Origin of the sequence: Shewanella glacialimarina, from assembly GCF_020511155.1 — a bacterium.
Taxonomy (GTDB): domain Bacteria; phylum Pseudomonadota; class Gammaproteobacteria; order Enterobacterales; family Shewanellaceae; genus Shewanella; species Shewanella glacialimarina.
Genome location: NZ_CP041216.1, coordinates 2,209,584 through 2,231,454, shown reverse-complemented (window position 1 = coordinate 2,231,454; position 21,871 = coordinate 2,209,584). Strand labels below are relative to the sequence as shown.

General features: G+C 39.6%; 23 protein-coding genes, 1 tRNA gene and 1 pseudogene. 18 read left to right on the top strand and 7 right to left on the bottom strand.

All coding sequences use genetic code 11. From position 1 onward, the window contains the following. From FJ709_RS09720 to FJ709_RS19600, 4 genes and pseudogenes are all read left to right on the top strand, one after another. Window positions 1-1,257: a Y-family DNA polymerase gene (locus FJ709_RS09720; RefSeq protein WP_226409879.1), complete on the top strand. Its 1,257-nt coding sequence runs from the start codon at window positions 1-3 to the stop codon at window positions 1,255-1,257. A gap of 267 nt (window positions 1,258-1,524) precedes the next feature. Then, window positions 1,525-1,794 (top strand): hypothetical protein, encoded by a 270-nt coding sequence (locus tag FJ709_RS09715; protein ID WP_226409878.1) that lies wholly within the window; start codon window positions 1,525-1,527, stop codon window positions 1,792-1,794. 259 nt (window positions 1,795-2,053) lie between these two features. Then, window positions 2,054-2,584: pseudogene (locus FJ709_RS09710) on the top strand (type I restriction endonuclease); the annotation flags it as partial. Between the two features lie 151 nt (window positions 2,585-2,735). Further along, complete coding sequence (locus tag FJ709_RS19600) at window positions 2,736-2,864, top strand: hypothetical protein (RefSeq protein WP_264177942.1); 129 nt, start codon at window positions 2,736-2,738, stop codon at window positions 2,862-2,864. Window positions 2,865-2,944: 80 nt separating this feature from the next. On the opposite strand, the gene FJ709_RS09705 is transcribed toward FJ709_RS19600, so the two are convergent. Continuing rightward, on the bottom strand, window positions 2,945-3,163 hold the full coding sequence (locus FJ709_RS09705; RefSeq protein WP_226409877.1) for a hypothetical protein: 219 nt from the start codon (window positions 3,161-3,163) through the stop codon (window positions 2,945-2,947). Window positions 3,164-3,350: 187 nt separating this feature from the next. Here FJ709_RS09705 and FJ709_RS09700 point away from each other — a divergent pair, with 187 nt between their 5' ends. After that, window positions 3,351-4,922 (top strand): DUF3369 domain-containing protein, encoded by a 1,572-nt coding sequence (locus FJ709_RS09700; protein ID WP_226415782.1) that lies wholly within the window; start codon window positions 3,351-3,353, stop codon window positions 4,920-4,922. On the opposite strand, the gene FJ709_RS09695 is transcribed toward FJ709_RS09700, so the two are convergent. After that, complete coding sequence (locus FJ709_RS09695) at window positions 4,919-5,380, bottom strand: hypothetical protein (RefSeq protein ID WP_226415780.1); 462 nt, start codon at window positions 5,378-5,380, stop codon at window positions 4,919-4,921. The genes FJ709_RS09700 and FJ709_RS09695 overlap by 4 nt on opposite strands. 257 nt (window positions 5,381-5,637) lie before the next feature. On the opposite strand from FJ709_RS09695, the gene ccoN reads away from it, so the two are divergent. The 11 genes from ccoN (at window position 5,638) to ttcA (ending at window position 15,639) form a co-directional block, all read left to right on the top strand. Continuing rightward, window positions 5,638-7,071, top strand: coding sequence for a cytochrome-c oxidase, cbb3-type subunit I (ccoN, locus tag FJ709_RS09690; RefSeq protein WP_226415778.1), 1,434 nt, complete (start codon window positions 5,638-5,640; stop codon window positions 7,069-7,071). A 12-nt stretch (window positions 7,072-7,083) separates the two neighbouring features. Then, complete coding sequence (ccoO, locus tag FJ709_RS09685) at window positions 7,084-7,698, top strand: cytochrome-c oxidase, cbb3-type subunit II (protein WP_226415776.1); 615 nt, start codon at window positions 7,084-7,086, stop codon at window positions 7,696-7,698. Between the two features lie 9 nt (window positions 7,699-7,707). Then, complete coding sequence (locus tag FJ709_RS09680; RefSeq protein ID WP_226415775.1) at window positions 7,708-7,884, top strand: cbb3-type cytochrome oxidase subunit 3; 177 nt, start codon at window positions 7,708-7,710, stop codon at window positions 7,882-7,884. Between the two features lie 5 nt (window positions 7,885-7,889). After that, complete coding sequence (ccoP, locus tag FJ709_RS09675) at window positions 7,890-8,858, top strand: cytochrome-c oxidase, cbb3-type subunit III (protein WP_226415773.1); 969 nt, start codon at window positions 7,890-7,892, stop codon at window positions 8,856-8,858. Window positions 8,859-8,974: 116 nt separating this feature from the next. Further along, window positions 8,975-9,454, top strand: coding sequence for a FixH family protein (locus tag FJ709_RS09670; protein WP_226415771.1), 480 nt, complete (start codon window positions 8,975-8,977; stop codon window positions 9,452-9,454). A 15-nt stretch (window positions 9,455-9,469) separates the two neighbouring features. Continuing rightward, entirely contained in the window at window positions 9,470-11,866 is a 2,397-nt protein-coding gene (locus tag FJ709_RS09665) for a heavy metal translocating P-type ATPase (protein WP_226415769.1), read from the top strand. Further along, window positions 11,863-12,084 (top strand): cbb3-type cytochrome oxidase assembly protein CcoS, encoded by a 222-nt coding sequence (gene ccoS / locus FJ709_RS09660; protein WP_226415767.1) that lies wholly within the window; start codon window positions 11,863-11,865, stop codon window positions 12,082-12,084. Before FJ709_RS09665 ends, ccoS begins: the two co-directional genes overlap by 4 nt. After that, complete coding sequence (locus FJ709_RS09655) at window positions 12,081-12,767, top strand: sulfite exporter TauE/SafE family protein (RefSeq protein WP_226415765.1); 687 nt, start codon at window positions 12,081-12,083, stop codon at window positions 12,765-12,767. The genes ccoS and FJ709_RS09655 overlap by 4 nt, the downstream gene beginning before the upstream one ends. A gap of 58 nt (window positions 12,768-12,825) precedes the next feature. Further along, on the top strand, window positions 12,826-13,578 hold the full coding sequence (gene etrA / locus FJ709_RS09650) for an electron transport transcriptional regulator EtrA (protein ID WP_226415763.1): 753 nt from the start codon (window positions 12,826-12,828) through the stop codon (window positions 13,576-13,578). 97 nt (window positions 13,579-13,675) lie between these two features. Next, on the top strand, window positions 13,676-14,605 hold the full coding sequence (gene uspE, locus FJ709_RS09645) for a universal stress protein UspE (protein WP_226415761.1): 930 nt from the start codon (window positions 13,676-13,678) through the stop codon (window positions 14,603-14,605). Between the two features lie 89 nt (window positions 14,606-14,694). Then, window positions 14,695-15,639 (top strand): tRNA 2-thiocytidine(32) synthetase TtcA, encoded by a 945-nt coding sequence (gene ttcA, locus FJ709_RS09640; RefSeq protein WP_226415760.1) that lies wholly within the window; start codon window positions 14,695-14,697, stop codon window positions 15,637-15,639. Window positions 15,640-15,783: 144 nt separating this feature from the next. Here ttcA and FJ709_RS09635 read toward each other — a convergent pair whose 3' ends face one another. Then, on the bottom strand, window positions 15,784-16,419 hold the full coding sequence (locus tag FJ709_RS09635; protein WP_226415758.1) for a DUF2987 domain-containing protein: 636 nt from the start codon (window positions 16,417-16,419) through the stop codon (window positions 15,784-15,786). Window positions 16,420-16,573: 154 nt separating this feature from the next. On the opposite strand from FJ709_RS09635, the gene yvcK reads away from it, so the two are divergent. After that, window positions 16,574-17,515, top strand: coding sequence for a uridine diphosphate-N-acetylglucosamine-binding protein YvcK (gene yvcK / locus FJ709_RS09630; RefSeq protein WP_226415756.1), 942 nt, complete (start codon window positions 16,574-16,576; stop codon window positions 17,513-17,515). 43 nt (window positions 17,516-17,558) lie between these two features. Here yvcK and FJ709_RS09625 read toward each other — a convergent pair whose 3' ends face one another. The 4 genes from FJ709_RS09625 to dnaQ all read right to left on the bottom strand — a co-directional run bounded on the left by FJ709_RS09625 (window position 17,559) and on the right by dnaQ (window position 21,321). Then, window positions 17,559-18,752, bottom strand: a complete 1,194-nt coding sequence (locus FJ709_RS09625; RefSeq protein ID WP_226415754.1) for an amino acid aminotransferase — start codon at window positions 18,750-18,752, stop codon at window positions 17,559-17,561. A gap of 302 nt (window positions 18,753-19,054) precedes the next feature. Further along, a tRNA-Asp gene (locus tag FJ709_RS09620) sits at window positions 19,055-19,131 on the bottom strand. Window positions 19,132-19,231: 100 nt separating this feature from the next. Beyond that, window positions 19,232-20,584, bottom strand: a complete 1,353-nt coding sequence (locus tag FJ709_RS09615) for a TIGR03503 family protein (protein WP_226415752.1) — start codon at window positions 20,582-20,584, stop codon at window positions 19,232-19,234. An 11-nt stretch (window positions 20,585-20,595) separates the two neighbouring features. After that, window positions 20,596-21,321, bottom strand: coding sequence for a DNA polymerase III subunit epsilon (dnaQ, locus tag FJ709_RS09610; protein WP_226415750.1), 726 nt, complete (start codon window positions 21,319-21,321; stop codon window positions 20,596-20,598). 71 nt (window positions 21,322-21,392) lie between these two features. Here dnaQ and rnhA point away from each other — a divergent pair, with 71 nt between their 5' ends. After that, window positions 21,393-21,866 (top strand): ribonuclease HI, encoded by a 474-nt coding sequence (gene rnhA / locus FJ709_RS09605; protein WP_226415749.1) that lies wholly within the window; start codon window positions 21,393-21,395, stop codon window positions 21,864-21,866. Window positions 21,867-21,871: the final 5 nt, after the last annotated feature.

The window sequence follows — 21,871 nt, the reverse complement described above, 5'->3', positions numbered from 1 at the left end:
ATGTTTGCTTTAGTTGATGCTAATTCATTTTATTGCAGTGCAGAGCAGGTCTTTCGTCCAGACTGGCGCGGTAAACCCATTATAGTGTTGAGTAATAACGACGGCTGCATAGTTGCGGCTAACCGTCAGGCTAAAGAGCTGGGCGTACCAAAGTTTTCGCCTTACTTCCAGGTTAAGCACTTGTGTCAACAAAAAGGCGTTATAGCCTGCTCAAGTAACTACGAACTCTATGCCGATTTATCGATGAAAATGATGAGTATCATTGGCCGTTTTGCCCCCGAACAGCATGTGTATTCCATCGATGAAAGCTTTCTTTCATTCAAGCAGTGTTATCCCGCCATTCAATGTTTACGCACCCAGGGTCAATTAATTCGTCGTGCAGTATGGAAAGAAGCGCGTCTGCCGGTTTGCGTGGGCATGGGACCCACCTTAACCTTAGCGAAAGTGGCCAATCATGCCGCGAAGAAAATACAAGCCTACAAAGGTGTTTGTGTGATTGATAACGAGCCTGAGCGAATAGCTATTTTACAATCAATGAGTGCCGGTGATGTTTGGGGAGTGGGTCGGCGTATTAGTAAAAAATTAGCTTTAATGAATATCAATAGTGCACTTGAACTGGCTAATATGCCCGCAGGCTTAGCACGTAAACAATTCAGCATTGAAATTGAACGTACAGTGCGTGAGTTAAACGGTCTGGTATGTAAAGTATGGGATGAGGCGAGGGCAGATAAGCAACAAATTTTTTCTACCCGCAGTGTCGGTGAGCGTATTGTTGATTATGACTCATTGCTGCAAGCATTAAGTAAACATGTTGGTATTGCGGCGGTAAAGGCACGCAAGCAGGGAACACATTGCAAAACAATGATGCTGTTTGCCAGTAACTCACCCTATGATGACCATCCCGTCAACTTCAAAGTACTCGTATCATTTGCGTGCCCGACAAATTGCACCAAAGAGTTAACCCAGGCCATGAGCAACGCAGCAGTAAAATTATTTAGAGCCGGTATTCGCTATTACAAAATTGGCGTAGGTCTGCTTGATTTAAGCTGTGAAAAACACACCCAATTCGATTTATTTAACCCACCTAAAGCTAATCCAGCATTAATGAAAACGCTTGATGCTATCAATCAACGCTATGGCACAGACACCTTATTTGTAGCCGCTCAAGGCATTGAACATAAATGGGCCATGCGACGAGAATTACTGACGCCGCAATACACAACCGACTGGAAAAGCTTGCCACTCATTAAGTGCTAAAGAATAAGTTAATTTAAAAATCGTAAGGTAACTTGCACAGGCTGAACATTCCGAAACGAAGATAAAAGTGTTAGTCGATGATATTGTCGTCACAAAAAATGTCGTTACGGTGCACAAAATCCAATCAGATTATCAACACAGGTAAATTTTACTCAACCTTGACGTTACATTAGTGACGACAAGGCTCGAATAATTCGGAGTTTACGCTATTGCTTGCACCATGCTTGCGGCATAATGGCGTTAAGTATTTTAAACAGAGTCGTTATAATGGATAAGCAGCAAGACAGTTACATGACTGAAGAAACACTGATTGAAGTCGTCGAAAATCAAATCGCCGACAGTGAACCTAAAAAAGTAAAAGAAACCCTGATGCGTTTAGTCATGACAGGTACACCGCGTGAAGACGCTATTCAATTGATGGCTTGCGCGTTGGCTATCGAAGTTTTCGATGTCATGAAAAATGGTGCCTCTTTTAACGAAAGACGTTATGGCCAGCATTTGGATGCACTACCGAATATAGATTGGATGGAAGATTAATAACTCATAAATTCCTGTTTGACTTGATGAGTACAACTCGAGTGTCGTTTTATTAATGAGAAAACCTAGTGAAACCATATTATGTACAATCTAATATCAAGATCCTTCGTTAACATCCAACAATCTAAATGTTTACTCAACATCACGTTTTTACATTTTTAAGTTCTGTATCTGCATGTAATCATTGGTGATACTCAGGCTTTGTGGCAAAATCAGTAGATTGCCGTTTGCCATAGCGCTAGAAGGACCTAGATCTCGTATGAGTATCAATAAAGCCAAGCTTACCGAAACCGATATTATCTCTAAATTTATCATGCCAGCGATCAAAAATGCTGGGTGGGATGATATGTCGTAAATTCGCCAAGAGGTGAAATTGCGCGATGGTAAAGTCATTGTGCGCGGTCAATTGGGTGTGCGCAAAACGGTTAAGTCTGCTGATATCGTGCTGTATCACAAACCCAGTATGCCGCTGGCTGTTATTGAAGCTAAAGCAAACAAGCATGAAGTGGGTAAAGGCATGCAGCAGGGGCTAGATTATGCCCGTTTACTTGAAGTGCCTTTTATTTTTGCATCCAATGGCGATGGCTTTATCTTCCATGATAAAACCAAGCTGGGGACTAGCGAAGCACACCAACTCGAAACAGAAATCCGCTTAGTAGACTTTCCATCACCACAAGAATTATGGACTAAGTACTGCGTGTGGAAAGGTTATACCCAAACCCAGTTACCGATTATCAATCAAGAATATCATGATGATGGCACGGGTAAGCACCCTCGTTATACACAAATATCCTATTTAACATAATATACATTGTGCGCAGTTATATGAGGGTGTGGTGATAGTGGCTATTTGTGCCTAAATGGCGCTACTTCTGTGATTAAACTCAAATGGCCGTTGCAGTGCTCACATGCAATGAATAACGAATCGTATTGGTCATTGCATGACGGCTTATGACAATCATCATATTGTCGCAGGGGTTTATCTTGGACTTGCCCGTGACTACCTTTACTCGAGTGTTGAACCGCTACTGCGCCAGAATGTGAAACGATTTGTTGTGGCGCCCGTATAAAAGATTCAATGCTTTATCAGTATCATAAGTACGCTCAGCCATATTACAGCACTGGAGAAAGGATATGAATGTGACTAAGACTACACCAAGACTTTGGCCTCGTTATTAGACTCCACTTGCGATGAATGACAACTGATGTTCTGACAATGAATTCTGTTCTGACAACACCACAGGCACAGCTGCCAAATAATCTGTTTGCTTGCTTTATCTAAGCACTGAATATCGGCGGCACATAGGTGACCTTCGTTAATCAACTGTGCAATTTTATACTCACTTAAACCAATATTAACGTTTTTCATATTCATCCCCATCTGAGTCATTAATCTATTATATGTTTTTGAGAATGATTATCAAATGCATTTGTGTGACTTTGTAATAGTTTCGTTTTTAAATTCATTTTGTTTTATTAATTCATATCTGGTCTACACTTAATCTGAATTAAAAAATAGATTCATCTTCACAATTTTCAGTAAGAGAGGTGAGTAAATGCTTTTTGATATTGGGAAGAAAAAACCTTTGTTTTCAGAAAGAACCAATAAAGACCAACCGCCATCGCTTCCACCTTGGAAAATTCTAATTGTTGACGATGAACCAGATATTCATTCAGTGACTAAACTGGCACTATCTCGGTTTAAGTTAGATGGGCGAACTCTGGTATTTATAAATGCTTACAGTGGGTTGCAAGCTAAGGAGTTGTTACAACAAGAAAATGATATTGCGATAGCATTTATCGATGTTGTGATGGAAAGTGATCATGCAGGGTTAGAGTTAATTAAATGGATCCGTGAAGATTTTAATAATCGAACCATGAGGATTATTTTACGTACTGGACAACCTGGCCAAGCTCCAGAAGAAGATGTGATTGTTAATTACGATATCAATGACTATAAAGCTAAAGCTGAACTTGATGCCCGCAAGTTAATGACCAGTGTGTACTCTGCCCTGCGCTCTTATCGAGATATTATGGAAATTGAGCAAGCCAGAATATCCCAGGCACAACATCGCCAAGGTTTAGAAAGGGTTTTACAAGCAACATCTGGTTTATTTGAGCTACGTACCTTACACCGTTTTGCTGATGGATTATTGAATCAAGTGGCATCGCTACTTAATTTAAGTAATGAGACTCTTTTGTTAACATGTAACGCAATTGATGCAATTAGTGGCCATGTTGACAGTAAAAGTTTTGAAATTCTTGCCGGTACGGGCCGCTTTCAAGGCTGTGATGAAACTGCATTACCAGAAGATATTATCTCGTTACTCAATAAAGCATTAGATGAGAGAAAATGTCTTTATGAAAATAATTGCTTTATTGGCTACTTTCCAACCAAGTCAAGTCAATGGATTAATATTTTATATATGGACGGCATTGATAAAATTAGTGACCTTGATAAGAAGCTTGTTGATATTTTTGCTATCAATGTGGGGGTGGCATTTGAGAACTTACTATTGAATCAAGAGGTCGAAGATACGCAATCTGAGTTAATCCTGCGTCTTGGTGATGTGGTTGAAAGCCGCTCTAAGGAAGCCGCAAATCATGTTAAACGTATGGCTGAATATTGCTATGAGTTAGCGCTATTGGCTGGATTATCAGAAAGAGACGCTGATTTAATTAAACGCGCTTCCCCTATGCATGATGTTGGCAAAATTGCCACCCCAGATTACGTGCTGCTTAAACCCGGTAAATTGGATGGTGATGAATGGGATATTATGAAGCAACACCCTACTATTGGTTATCAAATTTTAGCTAATTCAGAGCGACCTATTTTAAAAGCCGCGGCAATTATATCCTTACAACATCATGAAAAATATGACGGTTCAGGTTACCCCCAAGGTATTTCAGGCACGGATATTCATATTTTTGCTAGAATTGTGGCTATTGCTGACGTGTTTGATGCATTAGCGCATAAACGGTGCTACAAGGAAGCCTGGCCTTTAGATGAGGTATTAGCAGAAATGAGAAAGAATTCTGCCAGCCATTTTGATCCAGGCTTATTAACCTTGTTTATTGATAACATAACAATATTTGAAAGTATAAAAACACATTGGTTAGATTGTTAATTAGCTGATTTGTGTTGCGCATCAGCAAGAAAATCGAACCAAACAGAACGAGAAACACCTTCATGTTCAAATGAAACGTTTGCGCGCCAAATCATATAATTGCTGCTGCAAGAACCGTATATCAATTGAGCATCAAATGATTGAGAGTTGGTCTTTTGTAAAAAGACCGGAATAATACCCATAAACATATCACGTCCTTCCACTGTCATTTTGACATCTGTGACCGGGATTGAAAATTGTATTGAAAGATCTATTGGTGATTCACTTGGTGCATTTGGCTGCTTAAATGTTAGCTGAACTTCAACATTATCAACTTTCTGATTACAAGACCCCGTATAAAAGTCGCACAAACTGGTATCGGCTTTAAAAGATGATTCAACTTCAACTTTATTGGAGTCGCATGCTATTAAAAAACATAGTGAAAATAAAAAAATACCTAAAAGTGACTTCTCTAGCACAATATTTAACCTAATTATTCAAATTGATAACATTATCTTTCAGACATTGATCTAGATCAAGATTCTACACTCGAGTTAAGTTTCTTTTTTGATCTAGCTCAAGTATCATTGCACCACCACGCGTTTGATAGCTATTTCGCGTGTCAACACCTTGACAGTACTTGATAAACAAGACAGTAAGTCTTATTTAAGCAGATATTGTCTAATCAACCGGTAAAGTCTAACTTTGCCAATAAGTAATAAGCCGTGGAAGCATTATGATGAACCATTCCCAGTCTACAGGCGCTGATTACAATTACACTATTGTCCGCCAATTTGCCTTAACCACAGTTTTGTGGGGTATTGTTGGTATGTCAGTAGGTGTATTGATTGCTGCTCAGTTAATCTGGCCGCAACTGAACTTCGACACGCCTTGGTTAACGTATAGTCGTTTACGACCACTACACACCAATGCCGTAATTTTCGCGTTCGGTACTTCAGCTCTTTTCGCTACATCCTACTATGTTGTACAACGTACCTGTCAAACCCGTTTATTTGCGCCTAAATTAGCCGCATTTACTTTCTGGGGTTGGCAATTAATTATTCTATCTGCTGCGATAACATTACCTATGGGTTTCACCCAGGGTAAAGAGTATGCTGAATTAGAGTGGCCTATTGATATCGCGATTACCATTGTTTGGGTATCTTATGCGATAGTCTTTTTTGGCACTATTGTTAAAAGAACGACCTCGCACATTTATGTGGCGAACTGGTTCTTTGGCGCATTCATCATAACGGTTGCGGTGTTACACATTGTTAACTCAATGGCGGTTCCTGTGAGTCTGACTAAGTCATACTCAATTTACTCAGGAGCAGTAGATGCAATGGTGCAATGGTGGTATGGCCATAATGCGGTTGGTTTCTTATTAACAGCGGGTTTCCTTGGTATGATGTATTACTTCGTACCTAAGCAAGCTGGGCGTCCTGTTTATTCATATCGCTTATCAATCGTTCATTTTTGGGCTTTGATAGCATTGTATATTTGGGCCGGTCCTCACCACTTACATTACACCGCTTTACCTGACTGGACTCAGTCTTTAGGTATGGTGATGTCGTTAATTTTGTTCGCACCTTCTTGGGGCGGAATGATTAACGGTATTATGACGTTATCAGGCGCATGGCATAAACTGCGTACAGATCCCGTGCTTCGTTTCCTTGTTGTGTCATTGTCTTTCTATGGTATGTCTACCTTTGAAGGTCCAATGATGGCAATTAAAACCGTTAATGCGCTATCTCATTATACCGACTGGACTGTAGGTCACGTTCACTCTGGTGCATTGGGCTGGGTAGCAATGGTTTCTATCGGTTCTTTATATCATTTAATACCTGTGTTATTTAGCCACGGTCGTATGTACAGCACTAATTTAGTCAACGTGCATTTCTGGCTAGCAACAATTGGTACTGTGTTATATATCGTTTCTATGTGGATTTCTGGTGTGATGCAAGGTCTTATGTGGCGTGCAGTTAACTCTGACGGTACATTGACTTATAGCTTTGTTGAAAGCTTAGAAGCATCTTATCCTTTCTACTTCGTTCGCTTTATTGGTGGTGTATTCTTCTTAACAGGTATGTTCATTATGGCATACAACGTAATACGTACTGTTAAAGCACCTAAAGATTCATTGCCAGCACTTTCTGAAGCAAAAGCATAAGGAGCAGATACGATGAAATTTAGTCATGAGTTAATTGAAAAAAATGTCGGTTTGCTCGGTATATTTACTGTTATCGCCATTAGTTTTGGTGGTTTAGTGCAAATTACCCCGCTTATCTTTCAAAAAGATACCACTGAGCCAGTAGAAGGATTAATTCCTTATACTGCATTACAGATTGAAGGTCGCGATATATACGTTCGTGAAGGTTGTTATAACTGTCACAGCCAAATGATCCGTCCTTTACGTGCCGAAACTGAGCGTTACGGTCACTATTCTGTTGCTGGTGAATCTGTTTGGGATCACCCTTTCCAATGGGGTTCTAAACGTACAGGTCCTGATCTTGCACGTGTTGGTGGTCGTTATAGCGACAAATGGCATGAAGTGCATTTAATCAATCCTCGCGATGTGGTACCTCAGTCAAATATGCCAGGTTTTCCTTGGCTTATGGACAATATCTTAGACGGTAAGTTGACCCAGAAGAAAATGGAGATTTTAAGTAATTTTCATCCTGAAGATAAACTTTACACCGAAGAAGAACTGGCCGGTGCTCAAAAAGCGGTTGAAGGCAAAACAGAAATGGATGCACTAATCGCATACTTACAGTCTTTGGGTCACGCACTCAAGTAGGAGGTAATGATGGATTACGGCACTTTTCAAGGCATTTTAACCATTATTGTAATGGTGACGTTTGTGGGTATTTTTTTCTGGGCATACAGTAAGCACAGCAAGTCGAAATTTGACGAAGCGGCTAACTTAGTATTCGCAGATGATGAAAAACCAACAAAGTCGCAAGACTCAGGAGAGCAGAAGTAATGATTATGAGTAACTTCTGGAGTATTTGGATTACCGTACTCACACTAATCGTGATTGCAGGCTGTTTTTTCATCCTTCGTAAAATGTCGCAAAATAATACCGGCATTGAAGAAGGCGAATCAATGGGCCATAGTTTCGATGGTATTGAAGAGCTCAATAACCCACTACCTAAGTGGTGGGCTTATATGTTCTATATTACTATCGTTTTTGGTCTGATTTATTTAGCCATGTACCCAGGACTTGGTAACTATAAAGGCCTATTTGGCTGGACCAGTTCAAACCAAAGCATTGGTACAGAACAAGGTATAAAAATTGATTCTGCCGCTGCGTTGGAAGCTGCAAAAGCTGAAAACCGTTTATCTCAGTATGACCGTGAAGTGGCACATGCTGACGAAAAATACGGCCCAATTTTTGATGCCTATTTAGCGACACCTTTAGAAGAGCTAGTAAAAAATGAAGAAGCACTGAAAGTAGGTGGTCGTCTATTTTTACAAAACTGTTCACAATGTCATGGCTCAGATGCCCGTGGTTCAAAGGGCTTCCCTAACCTTACAGATAAAGACTGGCTGTATGGTGGTGAATTAACAGACATTAAGACTACATTGATGAATGGTCGTAATGGCATGATGCCCCCTAAAGGTGGTTTACCCATTGAAGAAAGCGAGTTTAAAGGTTTAGCTGAATATGTGGTTAAGCTGTCTGGTGGTGAACATGATGAAACACTTGCTGCGCAAGGCCAAGGTTCATTTATGAAAGGCTGTTTTGCTTGTCATGGCATGGACGGTGGCGGTAATAAGTTCATCGGTGCGCCTAACTTAACTGACAATATTTGGTTATATGGCAGTAGTCGTGATGATTTTATTCATACGATAAAATACGGTCGTGCCGGTGTGATGCCAGCATGGAAAGATATATTAGGTGAAGAGAAAGTTCACGTAATAACTGCTTACGTATATAGTTTATCAAACAAATAGTTACATAACTGTAATAGTGAAGGCCTCGTCTCAAACGAGGCCTTTTTTTTAAGTGATAATTAAGCAGTTAACCTGTAAAATAACGTAACAGAAATAATACTAAATTAGGAATTTCCATGTCAGATATTGAACCCTGGTATAAGCAGTTTTGGCCCTGGTTTTTAATCATATTGCCACTTTGTGCCGTTATTGCCAGCTTTAACTTATTGTATATCGCCTTAGATAACTCTGACTCATTAGTGGCAGAAGAATACTACAAAGAAGGCAAAGCCATTAACCAAGATTTACGTAAAATAAACCATGCAAAAAAAATTGGCATGCAGTATTTAGCGAAAATTAATGACAATATGATTGAGATAACCCAGCACGGAGGCCCCGCCTATACAGCTGCTTTGAGTATCAATTTTTATCACAGAACGCTTGAAACACAAGATATTGATTTAAAAGTGACTGCTGATGGTTCAGGTATTTATCGGATCCCGCTAGATGAGTCTATTATGGGCCCTTGGGAAATTCGTATTGAAGGTTTTGATGCTACATGGCGCATTCAGCAACGTATAGATATAACAGATAACGTTGAGTATTGGTTAAACTAACCCGAGCTGTGCCTAATGACATCATGTTTTCATTGTAATGAAGCGGTTTTAACCGCAGATAAATTCACCACAATCATTGATGGGCAAGTACAGCTAATGTGCTGCCCAGGTTGTCAGGCGGTTTCTCAGGCGATTATCGATGCAGGATTAACTAAATATTATCGATTTAGAAGCGAGCCGGGCAATAAGCAAAGTTCGCTCATTCCAGAGGGATTAAATCAATTCAGTGCTTATGATTTACCCGAAGTACAGCAGGATTTAGTACACCAACAGGGTACCCTTAAAAGCCTATCTTTATCTATTGATGGTATAACATGCGCTGCGTGTGCCTGGCTAATTGAGCATAAAGTTAAAACCTTATCAGGTGTTGCCAGCATTAATGTTAACTCAACCACTCAACGCGCCATAGTAACTTGGCATGCTGACGATGTTGAGTTAAGTCACATACTAAAACAAATCAGCGACATTGGTTATCAGGCGGCACCTTATCAAGTTGATGACCAAGAAAAACTCAGTAAAGCAGAAAGCAGAAAATTTTTGCTGCGTTTAGGTTTAGCGGGTTTTGCAACCATGCAGGTCATGATGTTTGCCCTCGCCTTATATTCAGGCTATTTTTCAGCTTTAGATGTGGAACTTAGGGATTACTTTCGCTGGGTAAGCATGATATTTGCCGCTCCGGTAGTATTCTACTCTGCACAGCCTTTTTATTTTAGCGCTATTCGCAGCCTACTGTTAGGTAAATTGAACATGGACTTATCTGTGTCCATTGCCATTGCAGGTGCTTACATAGCAAGTTGCATAGCAACGGTTAATGGTAATGGCGAAGTGTATTTTGAATCCGTCTCTATGTTTACTTTCTTTTTGTTATTGGGGCGCTACTTCGAGCAGCAAGCAAAACAAAAAGCATCTGTTAGCTCAAGTAACTTACATAAGCTGGTACCTGTCACTGCACATGTTATGCAAGATGGACAAGCAATAGAGGTTGCAGCAAAAAGACTTAAAGTGGGCGATATTATCTTAGTTCGCCCTGGCGATATTGTTGCGGCAGACGGCATCATTACTAAAGGTTTATCAAGTCTTAATGAATCTATGCTCACAGGTGAGCAAATGCCGGTTTTAAAGCAAGCTAATCAGCAGGTTTATGCTGGTACAATCAATGTTGACCAACCAATTGAAGTTGAAGTGACTGCCTTAGGCCAAGATCAATTGGTTGCGGAAATTATTCGATTACAAGAGTTTGCCTCTAATAATAAGCCTAACATTGCCTTATTAGCAGATAGATTAGCTCGCTATTTTTCGGCCACTATTTTAACTATTGCTACCCTCACCTATTTTATTTGGCTACAAATTTCGCCTGAAGATGCATTTTGGGTGACCCTATCTGTTTTAGTGGCTACTTGCCCATGTGCACTTGCTCTAGCTACGCCAACTGCAGTAACTTGTGCCACAGCAATTTTTACTAAATTAGGCATCATTACTCGAAAGTCCGGTGTATTTGAAAAACTGCCTAACATCAATCATGTTGTATTTGATAAAACAGGCACATTGACATGCGGTAAACTGTCGTTGGGCTCTGTGCAATTATTTGCAGATATTGATCAAAGTAGTGCTTTATCTTTAGCGGCTACATTAGAGCAAGGTTCATTGCACCCTATTGCGCAGGTGTTTATCCCTTACCACGATATTAATCAGGTTATTGATGACATACGTCATGAAGTAGGCCAAGGTGTTCAAGGGTATTTAAAAGGTAGGCCCATTAAGTTAGGGTCATTAGCTTTTTGTTTGCAAGAAACTGAACATCTGCCTAATCATAAAAGTGTTGAGCATCAACATGTATATTTGAGTATTGCTAATGAGTTGGTGGCTTCATTTGAATTAAACGATGACATTAGGCCTGACAGTCAAAAAGTGATTCAAACCTTAAAAGATCAATCTATTGGGGTAAGTATGGCGACAGGAGACAGTTCTGGTCATGCTTATTTCTTAGCCCAGCGGCTTAGCATTACTGATGTGCACTCAGGACTGAGCCCACAATCAAAGTTAGATTTAATTAACCAGTTACAGCAAACCAAACAAGTTGCAATGTTTGGTGATGGAATAAATGATGCTCCGGTTTTAGCTGGAGCGAATATTTCGGTTGCAATGGGAAGTGGCAGCGCAATAGCCAAAAACAGTGCCGATCTAATCTTGCTTGGCGACCACCTCTCCCGTTTCAATGACGCTATTACAGTATCAAAATATACCAATCGAATTATTAAACAAAACTTAGCGTGGGCTTTTGGATATAATGTGATTATTTTACCGCTTGCGGTCACCGGACATGTGGTGCCTTATATTGCCGCTATCGGTATGTCGGTAAGTTCTATCATTGTTGTTAGTAACAGTTTACGACTGCTAAGGCTTAAATTATGACTATTATTTATGTATTAATCCCGATTGCGATGGTATTTGTATTAATCGCTGTGGGTGTATTTTTCTGGGCCGTTAAAAGTGAACAATTTGACGATTTGGACAGACAAAGTGTGTCAATTTTATTTGATGATGACAATCAACAACAAGCTAAACAGCTCTCACATTCCGATAACGCCAAACATAAAGATAGTGATGAAAAACCAGAGATTCCTTTGTGATTGAATTTAACTTTGTCGGAGCTTTTTTAGTTGGCTTAATGGGTGCGGCACATTGTTTTGGTATGTGTGGTGGCTTGATAGGCGCCTTTTCAGCTAACCTTCCTAATCGTGCAGGTAATCAGCTGGCAAATCAGTTAAGCTTTTTGCTGAGTTATAATCTTGGCCGCATCACAAGCTATACCATTGCAGGAAGTATTGTTGGCGGTAGCACTGCAGCACTTGGCGCAATGTTTGCCGTGGACGACTACCTTTTATATTTACGCTTTTTTGCCGGTATTATGATGATTATTACCGGTTTATACATTGCTCAAATTTGGTTTGGTATTGTTTATGTTGAAAAAATAGGTAAAGGCTTATGGGCGGTAATACAACCTTTAACAAAGAAGGTTCTACCTATTCAGCACCCTAGCCAAGCCATACTTGCGGGTATGGTTTGGGGCTGGTTACCCTGTGGTTTAGTTTACAGTACGTTGACTTGGTCAGTGGCTTCAGGCAGTGCACTTCAAGGTGGCCTTATTATGCTAGCTTTTGGCTTAGGCACCCTACCTGCATTGTTAACAGCAGGACTTGCAGCAAAAAAATTAGCAAATTGGGTACAGAGAAAATCGGTAAGAATCATAAGTGGCTTATTACTGATTGGTTTTGGTTTACAGACTATCTACGTCGCTATTTATCAACTTTAGTGGCTGGCCAATTTGATTTAGTTTACCATGATAATGTTGATATGATTTAGGAACCATTATGCCAAGTGATCAAAACAAAGTTCGCCGTCCAAATTCTGGGGGTAATGCTATTCATTGTCATGACTGTAGCATGTCGACACTTTGCATTCCTTTCACATTGAATGATTCAGAACTCGATAAACTGGATAATATTATCGAACGTAAAAAACCGATTCAGAAAGGCGATCAGATTTTTAAATCCGGTGACAACCTACGGGCATTATACGCTATTCGCTCCGGTACAATTAAAAGTTATACCATTACCGAACAAGGTGATGAACAAATTACCGGTTTTCATCTAGCGGGTGATGTTATAGGTTTTGATGGTATTCACTCGCAAATTCATCAAAGTTTTGCTCAAGCATTAGAAACATCTATGGTATGCGAAATCCCCTACGATACCTTAGATGAGCTGTCTGGTGTCATGCCCAAATTACGCCAACAAATTATGCGTTTAATGAGCAGTGAAATCATGAGCGATCAAGAAATGATTTTATTGTTATCAAAGAAAAATGCTGAAGAACGTCTTGCGGCCTTTATTAATAATTTAGCCAATCGTTTTGGTAGTCGTGGTTTTTCACCTAAAGAATTTAGACTCACCATGACTCGTGGTGATATTGGCAATTATCTTGGATTAACTGTTGAAACTATAAGCCGTTTATTAGGCCGTTTTCAAAAATCAGGTCTCATTGAAGTCAATGGTAAATACATTTCAATAATGGATCATCAAGCATTAGGATTGCTGGCAGGACATGCGCGGATCGCCACTTAATGATGATTATTTGATCTAGTTCAAGTTATATTTATGAGTAAAAGGTGATACTAATATATATTACTAACTCACTAAATTTAAAGGCTTTGGAGGTTATATGAAGGAATATAAAAAAATACTGGTTATTATTAACCCTACAACAGACCATCAAGCAGCACTAGACAGAGCCATTGAGCTAGCCTCAAAAAGCCAAGCTAAGATTACCGCTTTCTTATCTATTTTTGATTTCTCCTATGAAATGACTTCAATACTGTCAGCCCAAGAAAGAGAAGCCATGCGACAAGGTGTTATTGATCAACGCACCGCCTGGCTTAATGAGCTGATTTTACAAACCAACAATCCTGACATTATTATTGATTGTCAGGTTGTTTGGCATAACCGCCCTTTTGAATCTGTCATTAATCATGCTATTGCTGGGGATTACGACTTAATTGTTAAAAGCACTCACGCGCATGACAAACTGAAAGCGGTTATTTTTACCCCGACAGATTGGCATCTTATGCGTAAAGCTCCGCAACCGGTCTTAATGGTAAAAGAACACGCTTGGCCAGTTGCAGGAAAAATCCTCTGTGCCATTAATGTCGCATCAGAAGATGAAGATCAGCAAAACTTAAACGGTAAGATTATACGTTATGCACAAGACTTAGCGGTTAAGTTTTCAGCCGATGTTCATCTGGTCAATGGCTATCCTGGTACGCCGGTTAACCTTGCCATTGAACTACCAGACTTTGATGCCAATGCCTATAACAACAGTGTCAGAGTCCAGCATGAAGAACGCGTTCGTTATATTGCCCAAGAATACAATATTGATTATGAAAATTGTCATGTTGAAGAAGGATTACCAGAGGATGTTATCCCTGAACTTGCTGAAAAACTGGATGCTGAATTAGTTATTTTAGGTACAGTTGGCCGTACTGGTTTTTCAGCCGCATTAATAGGTAATACTGCTGAACATGTTATTGATAGCTTAAATTGTGATTTATTAGCGCTCAAACCCGATGGTTACAAGTCACCTTTAGCTGATTAACTCAGGCTATCTTTGAGTTCTACTTTACCCAGTAACATATTACTGGAATAATACGCGCCCTGAAACACACAGTTACTGGGCGCATTTTTATGTCTGAAGTAGAACAACTCGATCAAGTTAAACAGAATATCACCCGTATGACCAAGCTGGAGAAACGCTTACGTAGCGAAGTTGGTAGTGCAATTGCTGACTACAACATGATTGAAGAAGGTGATTTAGTCATGTGCTGCTTATCTGGCGGCAAAGACAGCTATGCCATGCTTGATATCTTAATTAAGCTTCAGAAACGAGCGCCAATCTCATTCAATATTGTTGCCGTCAATCTTGACCAAAAACAGCCAGGTTACCCAGAACACGTTTTACCTGCCTATTTGGATAAGCTAGGCATTGCGTATCACATTCTAGAGAAAGACACCTACTCTATCGTTAAAGATAAAATACCTGAAGGTAAAACCACCTGCTCTTTATGTTCTAGGTTACGTCGTGGTACCTTGTACGGTTTTGCCCAGCGTATTGGCGCGACAAAAATTGCCTTGGGACATCATAGGGATGACATCATAGAAACATTATTTTTAAATATGTTCTATGGCGGTAGAATGAAGTCAATGCCACCTAAGTTACTTTCTGATGACGGTGCTAACATGGTGATTAGACCCTTAGCATATAGTCGTGAAAAAGATATTGCGGAATATGCGAGTTTAAAAGAGTTTCCAATTATTCCGTGTAATCTATGTGGATCACAGGAAAACTTAAAACGCGGTGCAATTAAAGATATGCTCAATCTTTGGGATAAACTGTATCCAGGCAGAATTGAAACCATCTTTACTGCGATGCAAAATACTGCGCCGTCCCAAGGTGTTGATCGCGACCAATTTGATTTTTCAAGTTTACAACGCGATGCTGACGCCCCATTAAAAGGTGATGTTGCTGAGTCTGACTTACCCGCGTTTGATTTTCTAGATATTAGCAACAATGGGCATATTGATCTTGATGCTGCACAGCGCATTAATATTGTGACGACATTTAAACCATAAAAAATATTCACTTAATAAAAAGCCCTGTGAGTTCAGGGCTTTTTGTTTTTCTGATCTATGTTGCGTGCAATGATAGTCAGCTATATTCCATTGAACTGGCAATTCAATTCGGCACCTATAAAAATAGCTAAGCCATTATCAAAATTAATTAACCCAAGGGCTTACTACACTTGGCTTTTCCGAAAATGTTAAATGTATCAAGGATGCGATCTTTTCACTGCCTAAGGTAAAGTGTTCATTAATCTGCTGAGTCTCGCCGTTCAACGTCATAATGATGGGTTTATTATTCGCAAACTCAAATGTTAAACCAGACAGTGGTTTTCTAAAGTACTTCATTGGAAAGCCTTGTAAAGAGTCAAGCAGACCATTCATGTCATTTAACACTAATTGCAATTCATTATTGCGATATTCGCTAAGTGCTTCACGCGCTCTAACCTGCATTGCTATACCGCACTGACTAGAATCACCCTCCACTTCGATATTAATTAAGCCACGATTCGACTTTAAATCTTCATTGAATGGGATATATATACGCTGCTCTTGAGTATACGTTAGCGGAAATGATTGAGACTCAGTAGTAATATTTCCTGAAATAATTTTACAATTATCTGATTTTGGAACACTAAATGCTAATTCAACATTCGGATAACTGCCTTTATTAACCCGCTTAAGTGGATTGTAAAAACTATTATATTCTAACGAAACTGTGTCAGACATCACATTAAAGGCACTAAATGAGCATAATGTGATCCCCAAAACAACTAACTTGCGCAACAACATATCAATAATCCTGTTTGGACAATAAACACCTATCAAATATGGTATAAAACGCATGTTTATAGCGTGTATTGTCGTAATCTATAATACAATCAAAGAAAGCTTATTCTATCACAATCAATCGCAAAATTTCTCATGGAAAGAGACAAGTAATTATATGTTAAATCTACGTTTATCAAGCTATAACAAAGTCGTTGCTATCGGCGGCGGTCATGGATTAGGTCGCGTACTTGCCTCGTTATCTTTTTTAGGCAGTCGCTTAACCGGCATTGTTGCCACCACAGATAATGGTGGTTCTACAGGACGTTTAAGACAAGACCAACAGACTATTGCATGGGGCGACTTACGAAACTGTCTGTCTCATTTAACCCCTCGCCCTTCATTAAGTGCCTGTCTTTTTGATCATCGTTTTACCGGTACCAATGAATTAAGTGGTCATAACTTAGGTAATGTTATTTTACATGCCCTTGACCAACTTTGTGTCAGACCATTAGATGCGGTTAATTTAGTTCGTACCATACTTAAGATAAATACCTCTATTATTCCTATGTCCGAAGCATCGACTCATTTAACGGCATTAATGGATTGTGGAAAAAAGATTATTGGAGAGCTTAATGTAGATGAAATGATAGAGGCACCCGTTGCATTAAGTTTAGAGCCTCAAGTTGAGGCAACCATTGAAGCATGTTTAGCCATTAAAGATGCTGATTTGATTATTCTTGGCCCTGGAAGCTTTTTGACTAGTATTCTGCCACCCTTATTACTGCCAAAAGTTGCCGAATATATTAGAATATCGAAGGCAAAAGTCATCTTTATTGATAATTTAACGGATGAATATTCGGTAGCAAATCAATTTAGTATTGAAGAGAAAATTGGTTGGGTTAATCAAGTTGTCGGCAAGGATATCATCAGTGATGTGATCCAACATTGTGATATAAAATCACCTGTTGTTACCACGAAAATCGGTTCACGCAGGAAGGTTAACTTTCACCAGTTTAGTTTAGTCAGTTCACATCATAAGGGTTTACACGATAAAATAGCCTTAGGCGATGCTATTTGTAGTGTTAGTAGATTTAAAGCATTAAAAAGGACTGCTTAGCAGTCCCTTTCGTTTCATAACCCTATCGCGAAATTATTGGGTGTTATAAAACCTGTGCAATGGCTCGACATACTGAAGGCATGTTATCTTTGGTCAGTCCCGCAACACTGATACGACCCGAACCAACAATATAAATAGCAAATTCTTCACGTAGTCGATTGACTTGTTCTTTGCTTAAACCTGAAAAGCTAAACATACCATTTTGACGTGAAATAAAACTAAAGTCCTGGGTCACACCTTCAGCCTTTAAGCTCTCAACAAATAGTAGACGCATTTCTCCAATACGTACTCTCATCGCAGTTAACTCACTTTCCCACTCTTGACGTAAGTCAGCATCGGTCAAAATAGTGCTAACGATCAAACCACCGTGTGCAGGAGGGTTTGAATAGTTTGCACGAATAGTTCTTTTAATTTGGCTAAAACTGCGAGCTGCAGTAGCTTGATCCTGCGCGACTAATGTCACAGCACCAATACGTTCATTATATAATCCAAAGTTTTTTGAAAATGAATTAGCCACTAGTAACTCTGGCACAACAGCAGCAACGGCCCGTAAGCCTTGCGCATCTTCCTCAATACCAGCACCAAAACCTTGGTATGCAAAATCAAATAAAGGTAATAATTCTTGTTCAAGACAAAGCTGCGCTATGACTTTCCACTGTTCAATGTTTAAATCAATACCTGTAGGGTTGTGACAACAACCGTGTAATAACACTATGTCACCTTGTACTGCTTCAGATAAGTCAGCAACCATAGCATCAAAATCCATGTCATGGGTTTCAGCTACATAATATTGATATTGCTTAACCGTCAAGCCGGCTGTTTCGAAAATATTTTGATGATTTGCCCAGGTTGGATTACTGACCCAAATGGTTTTAGATGTGGTGTTAGTTGATAAAAACTCAGCAGCAACACGTAATGCGCCTGTTCCACCCGGTGCTTGAGCGGTAACAACACGGTTATTAGTAACAAGTGAGCTGTTTTCACCAAACAATAATGTTTGCACTACTTTGTTGTAAGCCTCTACACCTTCTATTCCAAGGTAGTTTTTACTTTTCTCTACTTCTAAAAGCTTAGCTTCTGCTTTTTTTACCGATGTGAGTACTGGGGTTTGACCAGCCTCATCTTTATAAATACCGACACCTAAATTAACCTTATGAGCACGAGGGTCTGCTTTAAAAGCATCGGTTAAACCTAGGATGGGATCAGCAGGAGCTTGGGATACTTGAGAGAAAATCATTACAACATTCCTAAAATAGTGACTTACATGATTGAGTACTGATTCGAGTACTGGGTGGTTTCGATATTTATACCACTGCTATCGTGATCTGAGTAGTGAGATTTTTGAATGTTGAGATAAAAAACACACTTCAATGTGAATGCAGCAAAATAATGGTTAATTATTGCTAAATATGAAATCAATATGGCATATCAATATTATAATTGAATCAAAGTCGCTTTTAATAAACACCCTTGCTATAACAATAAACTTTGAAATGGGCATAAAAAAAGCCTCATCGTTTGATGAGGCTTTCTCTAATTTGGCGGAGCGGACGGGACTCGAACCCGCGACCCCCGGCGTGACAGGCCGGTATTCTAACCAACTGAACTACCGCTCCAAATTCTTTTCAATCTAATGTTGAGGATAATAAAGTTGTCTGTTTATGCCGTCAATATATTTTTATATCATTTTAATTTGTTTAGCTAAAAAATGACCAATTAATTTTTATCATCTGGTATTGTCAAATCAATATCATCGAGGTCTAAATCTAAACTATCATCTTTTTTCTTTTTTCCAGATTCAAGATCTTCTTGCTGCAATCTAATTTCTGCCGCAGCTAACGCTTTTGACAGAGCTTGCTTTTTACGCCAGATGATAAAGCCTATGATCCCGAGAAAAAACAATACCCCGTTTATCACTGCAATTAAAAAAACAGCATCTTCTTTGGCCTTTTCTTCTTCCGCCCTTGCAATAACAGCCGCTTTCTCGGCTAACTCTTCCGCACTTGGCGGTGGTGGCGGTGGCTCAACCAGATTAAAAAACATTTCAGGAATATTGAGCAGTATTTCCCGACCACGAATAGTAGTACTCGCCACAGTACCTTTTACACGGTAACTACCAAACGCTGAAACTGTGGGGAGTGGTAACATATACTCGGGGGTTGGCACGCCCATTAATACCACGGGCACATGCAAACCAGCTGGACCAACAAGCTCAAATTGAATATGGGTTTGAGACAATAAGACTTCGGCTTCATTGACCAGAACCTCTAGATACCAGGTTCCGGTTAACGGATCCTCTGGAGCAACCATTTTTACGTTTACAGGCTGTTTAGACAGTAAAAAAGGCATACTATATTCACGTTCAAATATGTTATTTCTTGCTGTAACACTTAATACATAGTGGCCTGACGGTTGTTCTAGGTTAGTACTGCCAGTAAAAATGCCATCATCAGGTCGTTCATCTAAGTCTTCACCATTATCTTTATATGCACCAACTATAATAGTACCAGTGGCAAAATTATCATCAGTGGGTAAATGTTGGCTAGTAAACTTTGATGTCCACTCAATCATAAACTCTAACCCTGGCATCCGCATGGTTAAATCATCAGCGGTTAATCGTGCAAGGACTTTTAATCGCTCACCCTGATATAAAGGTTGCGGCAATGGTTCAACATCAATGTTAATTTTGGAGACTTTTTCAATAGTCGAACCGGGTAAAACATCCCCAAGCAATTGCCATGGACCTGGCGTTGGATTAGCTATTGAAATGATATCGCCGGTAATGCCATCAACCCATTTAACTGATTCAGGGTGTCTAGATGAGTACCATTTACTGCCATCTGGCTGCACGATAACCACGGGGGATGATCCATAATTACGTTGAACAATTAACGTTACCTGGTCAACTTTATGATCGATTCTGAACCTATTTTTCAGTTCCATCGCATAGGGTGCGGGCACATAATTACTAATTGTGGTTGAATAAGCGACAGCCGCATAGCTGCCTGTTGAAATAGACCAACAAAGGCTAGCAAGTATCGTTAACGTGTAAACACCCATTGATTTCATTAAGTGAATTATCATCTCCAGAGGCATTTTCCTGATTTAGCAACTAAATCAAGTCTTTGTTCATGTAATACTATCTCATCGGCCGATGCGCGGATCACTTTAAGATTAAACGCATTTTGTTCAATCCTTTTAATACCACCTGCTTCTTGTCCTGCTTTTTCACTGGATAAATTAAACTTGATCTGCCCCCCGGTCATAATCAAATATACGTCGGCTAAAATCTCAGCATCAAGTAATGCGCCATGATAGGTTCGGCGAGTATTATCAATACCATAACGACGACAAAGCGCATCTAGATTATTTTTCTGACCAGGATGTAAACGCTTAGCTATCGCTAATGAGTCGAGAATTTGACAGATATCTTTGGTTTTAGGACCGACAGGATTAAGTTTAGAAAACTCATGATCCATAAAGCTGACATCGAAGTTTGCGTTGTGCGCGACAATTTCAGCCCCATCAATAAAGTTAATAAAATCCTGTGCTATTTGATGAAATCTAGGCTCACCTGCAACACGTTCATCGGTAATACCATGAACTTGGATGGCTTCCGGATCGATGGTTTGTCCGGGATTAATATACTGATGATATATACGTCCCGTTAAGCGGCGGTTTATCACCTCAACACAGCCTATTTCTATGATCCTGTGACCTATGTAAATTGGGCCTCCGGCTTGATTCATACCGGTTGTTTCTGTATCGAGAATAATTTGTCGTGGTGCTGAAGAAATGATATTCATTTATGTAGTCATCTTAAGGTTATGAGTATACTAGCGCCAAAATGTTACTTATAAGCAAGTGTATCAATTCGATGACAGAACTAAAACAACTTCATATTTATACCGATGGTTCTTGCCTTGGCAATCCAGGTCCTGGCGGTTATGGTGTCGTGATGATCTATAAGCAAAAGCAAAAAGAATTATCAGCCGGATTTGAACTTACCACAAATAATAGGATGGAATTATTAGCGCCGATTGTTGCCTTAGAGTCACTTTTTGATGCTTGTAACATTATCCTTATCAGTGATAGTCAATATATGCGTAAAGGGATCACTCAGTGGATCCACGGTTGGAAAAAAAAGAACTGGAAAACCTCAGCTAACGAGCCAGTCAAAAATGTTGATTTATGGAAGCGTCTTGACGCCGCCAGTCAAAAGCACAAAATTGACTGGCGTTGGGTTAAAGGACATTCTGGCCAAATTGAAAATGAGCGATGTGATGACTTAGCCCGCAATGCTGCTATGGGTAAAAATCTACAAAAAGATATTCATTATCAAACGAGTTAACCTCA

Bases quoted from the DNA above. Each gene is read 5' to 3' on its own strand.
- FJ709_RS09720 (WP_226409879.1), top strand. From the start codon at position 1: ATGTTTGCTTTAGTTGATGCTAATTCATTTTATTGCAGTGCAGAGCAG.
- FJ709_RS09715 (WP_226409878.1), top strand. From the start codon at position 1,525: ATGGATAAGCAGCAAGACAGTTACATGACTGAAGAAACACTGATTGAA.
- FJ709_RS19600 (WP_264177942.1), top strand. From the start codon at position 2,736: ATGACGGCTTATGACAATCATCATATTGTCGCAGGGGTTTATCTTGGA.
- FJ709_RS09705 (WP_226409877.1), bottom strand. From the start codon at position 3,163: ATGAAAAACGTTAATATTGGTTTAAGTGAGTATAAAATTGCACAGTTG.
- FJ709_RS09700 (WP_226415782.1), top strand. From the start codon at position 3,351: ATGCTTTTTGATATTGGGAAGAAAAAACCTTTGTTTTCAGAAAGAACC.
- ccoN (WP_226415778.1), top strand. From the start codon at position 5,638: ATGATGAACCATTCCCAGTCTACAGGCGCTGATTACAATTACACTATT.
- ccoO (WP_226415776.1), top strand. From the start codon at position 7,084: ATGAAATTTAGTCATGAGTTAATTGAAAAAAATGTCGGTTTGCTCGGT.
- FJ709_RS09680 (WP_226415775.1), top strand. From the start codon at position 7,708: ATGGATTACGGCACTTTTCAAGGCATTTTAACCATTATTGTAATGGTG.
- ccoP (WP_226415773.1), top strand. From the start codon at position 7,890: ATGAGTAACTTCTGGAGTATTTGGATTACCGTACTCACACTAATCGTG.
- FJ709_RS09670 (WP_226415771.1), top strand. From the start codon at position 8,975: ATGTCAGATATTGAACCCTGGTATAAGCAGTTTTGGCCCTGGTTTTTA.
- FJ709_RS09665 (WP_226415769.1), top strand. From the start codon at position 9,470: ATGACATCATGTTTTCATTGTAATGAAGCGGTTTTAACCGCAGATAAA.
- ccoS (WP_226415767.1), top strand. From the start codon at position 11,863: ATGACTATTATTTATGTATTAATCCCGATTGCGATGGTATTTGTATTA.
- etrA (WP_226415763.1), top strand. From the start codon at position 12,826: ATGCCAAGTGATCAAAACAAAGTTCGCCGTCCAAATTCTGGGGGTAAT.
- uspE (WP_226415761.1), top strand. From the start codon at position 13,676: ATGAAGGAATATAAAAAAATACTGGTTATTATTAACCCTACAACAGAC.
- ttcA (WP_226415760.1), top strand. From the start codon at position 14,695: ATGTCTGAAGTAGAACAACTCGATCAAGTTAAACAGAATATCACCCGT.
- FJ709_RS09635 (WP_226415758.1), bottom strand. From the start codon at position 16,419: ATGTTGTTGCGCAAGTTAGTTGTTTTGGGGATCACATTATGCTCATTT.
- yvcK (WP_226415756.1), top strand. From the start codon at position 16,574: ATGTTAAATCTACGTTTATCAAGCTATAACAAAGTCGTTGCTATCGGC.
- FJ709_RS09625 (WP_226415754.1), bottom strand. From the start codon at position 18,752: ATGATTTTCTCTCAAGTATCCCAAGCTCCTGCTGATCCCATCCTAGGT.
- FJ709_RS09615 (WP_226415752.1), bottom strand. From the start codon at position 20,584: ATGAAATCAATGGGTGTTTACACGTTAACGATACTTGCTAGCCTTTGT.
- dnaQ (WP_226415750.1), bottom strand. From the start codon at position 21,321: ATGAATATCATTTCTTCAGCACCACGACAAATTATTCTCGATACAGAA.
- rnhA (WP_226415749.1), top strand. From the start codon at position 21,393: ATGACAGAACTAAAACAACTTCATATTTATACCGATGGTTCTTGCCTT.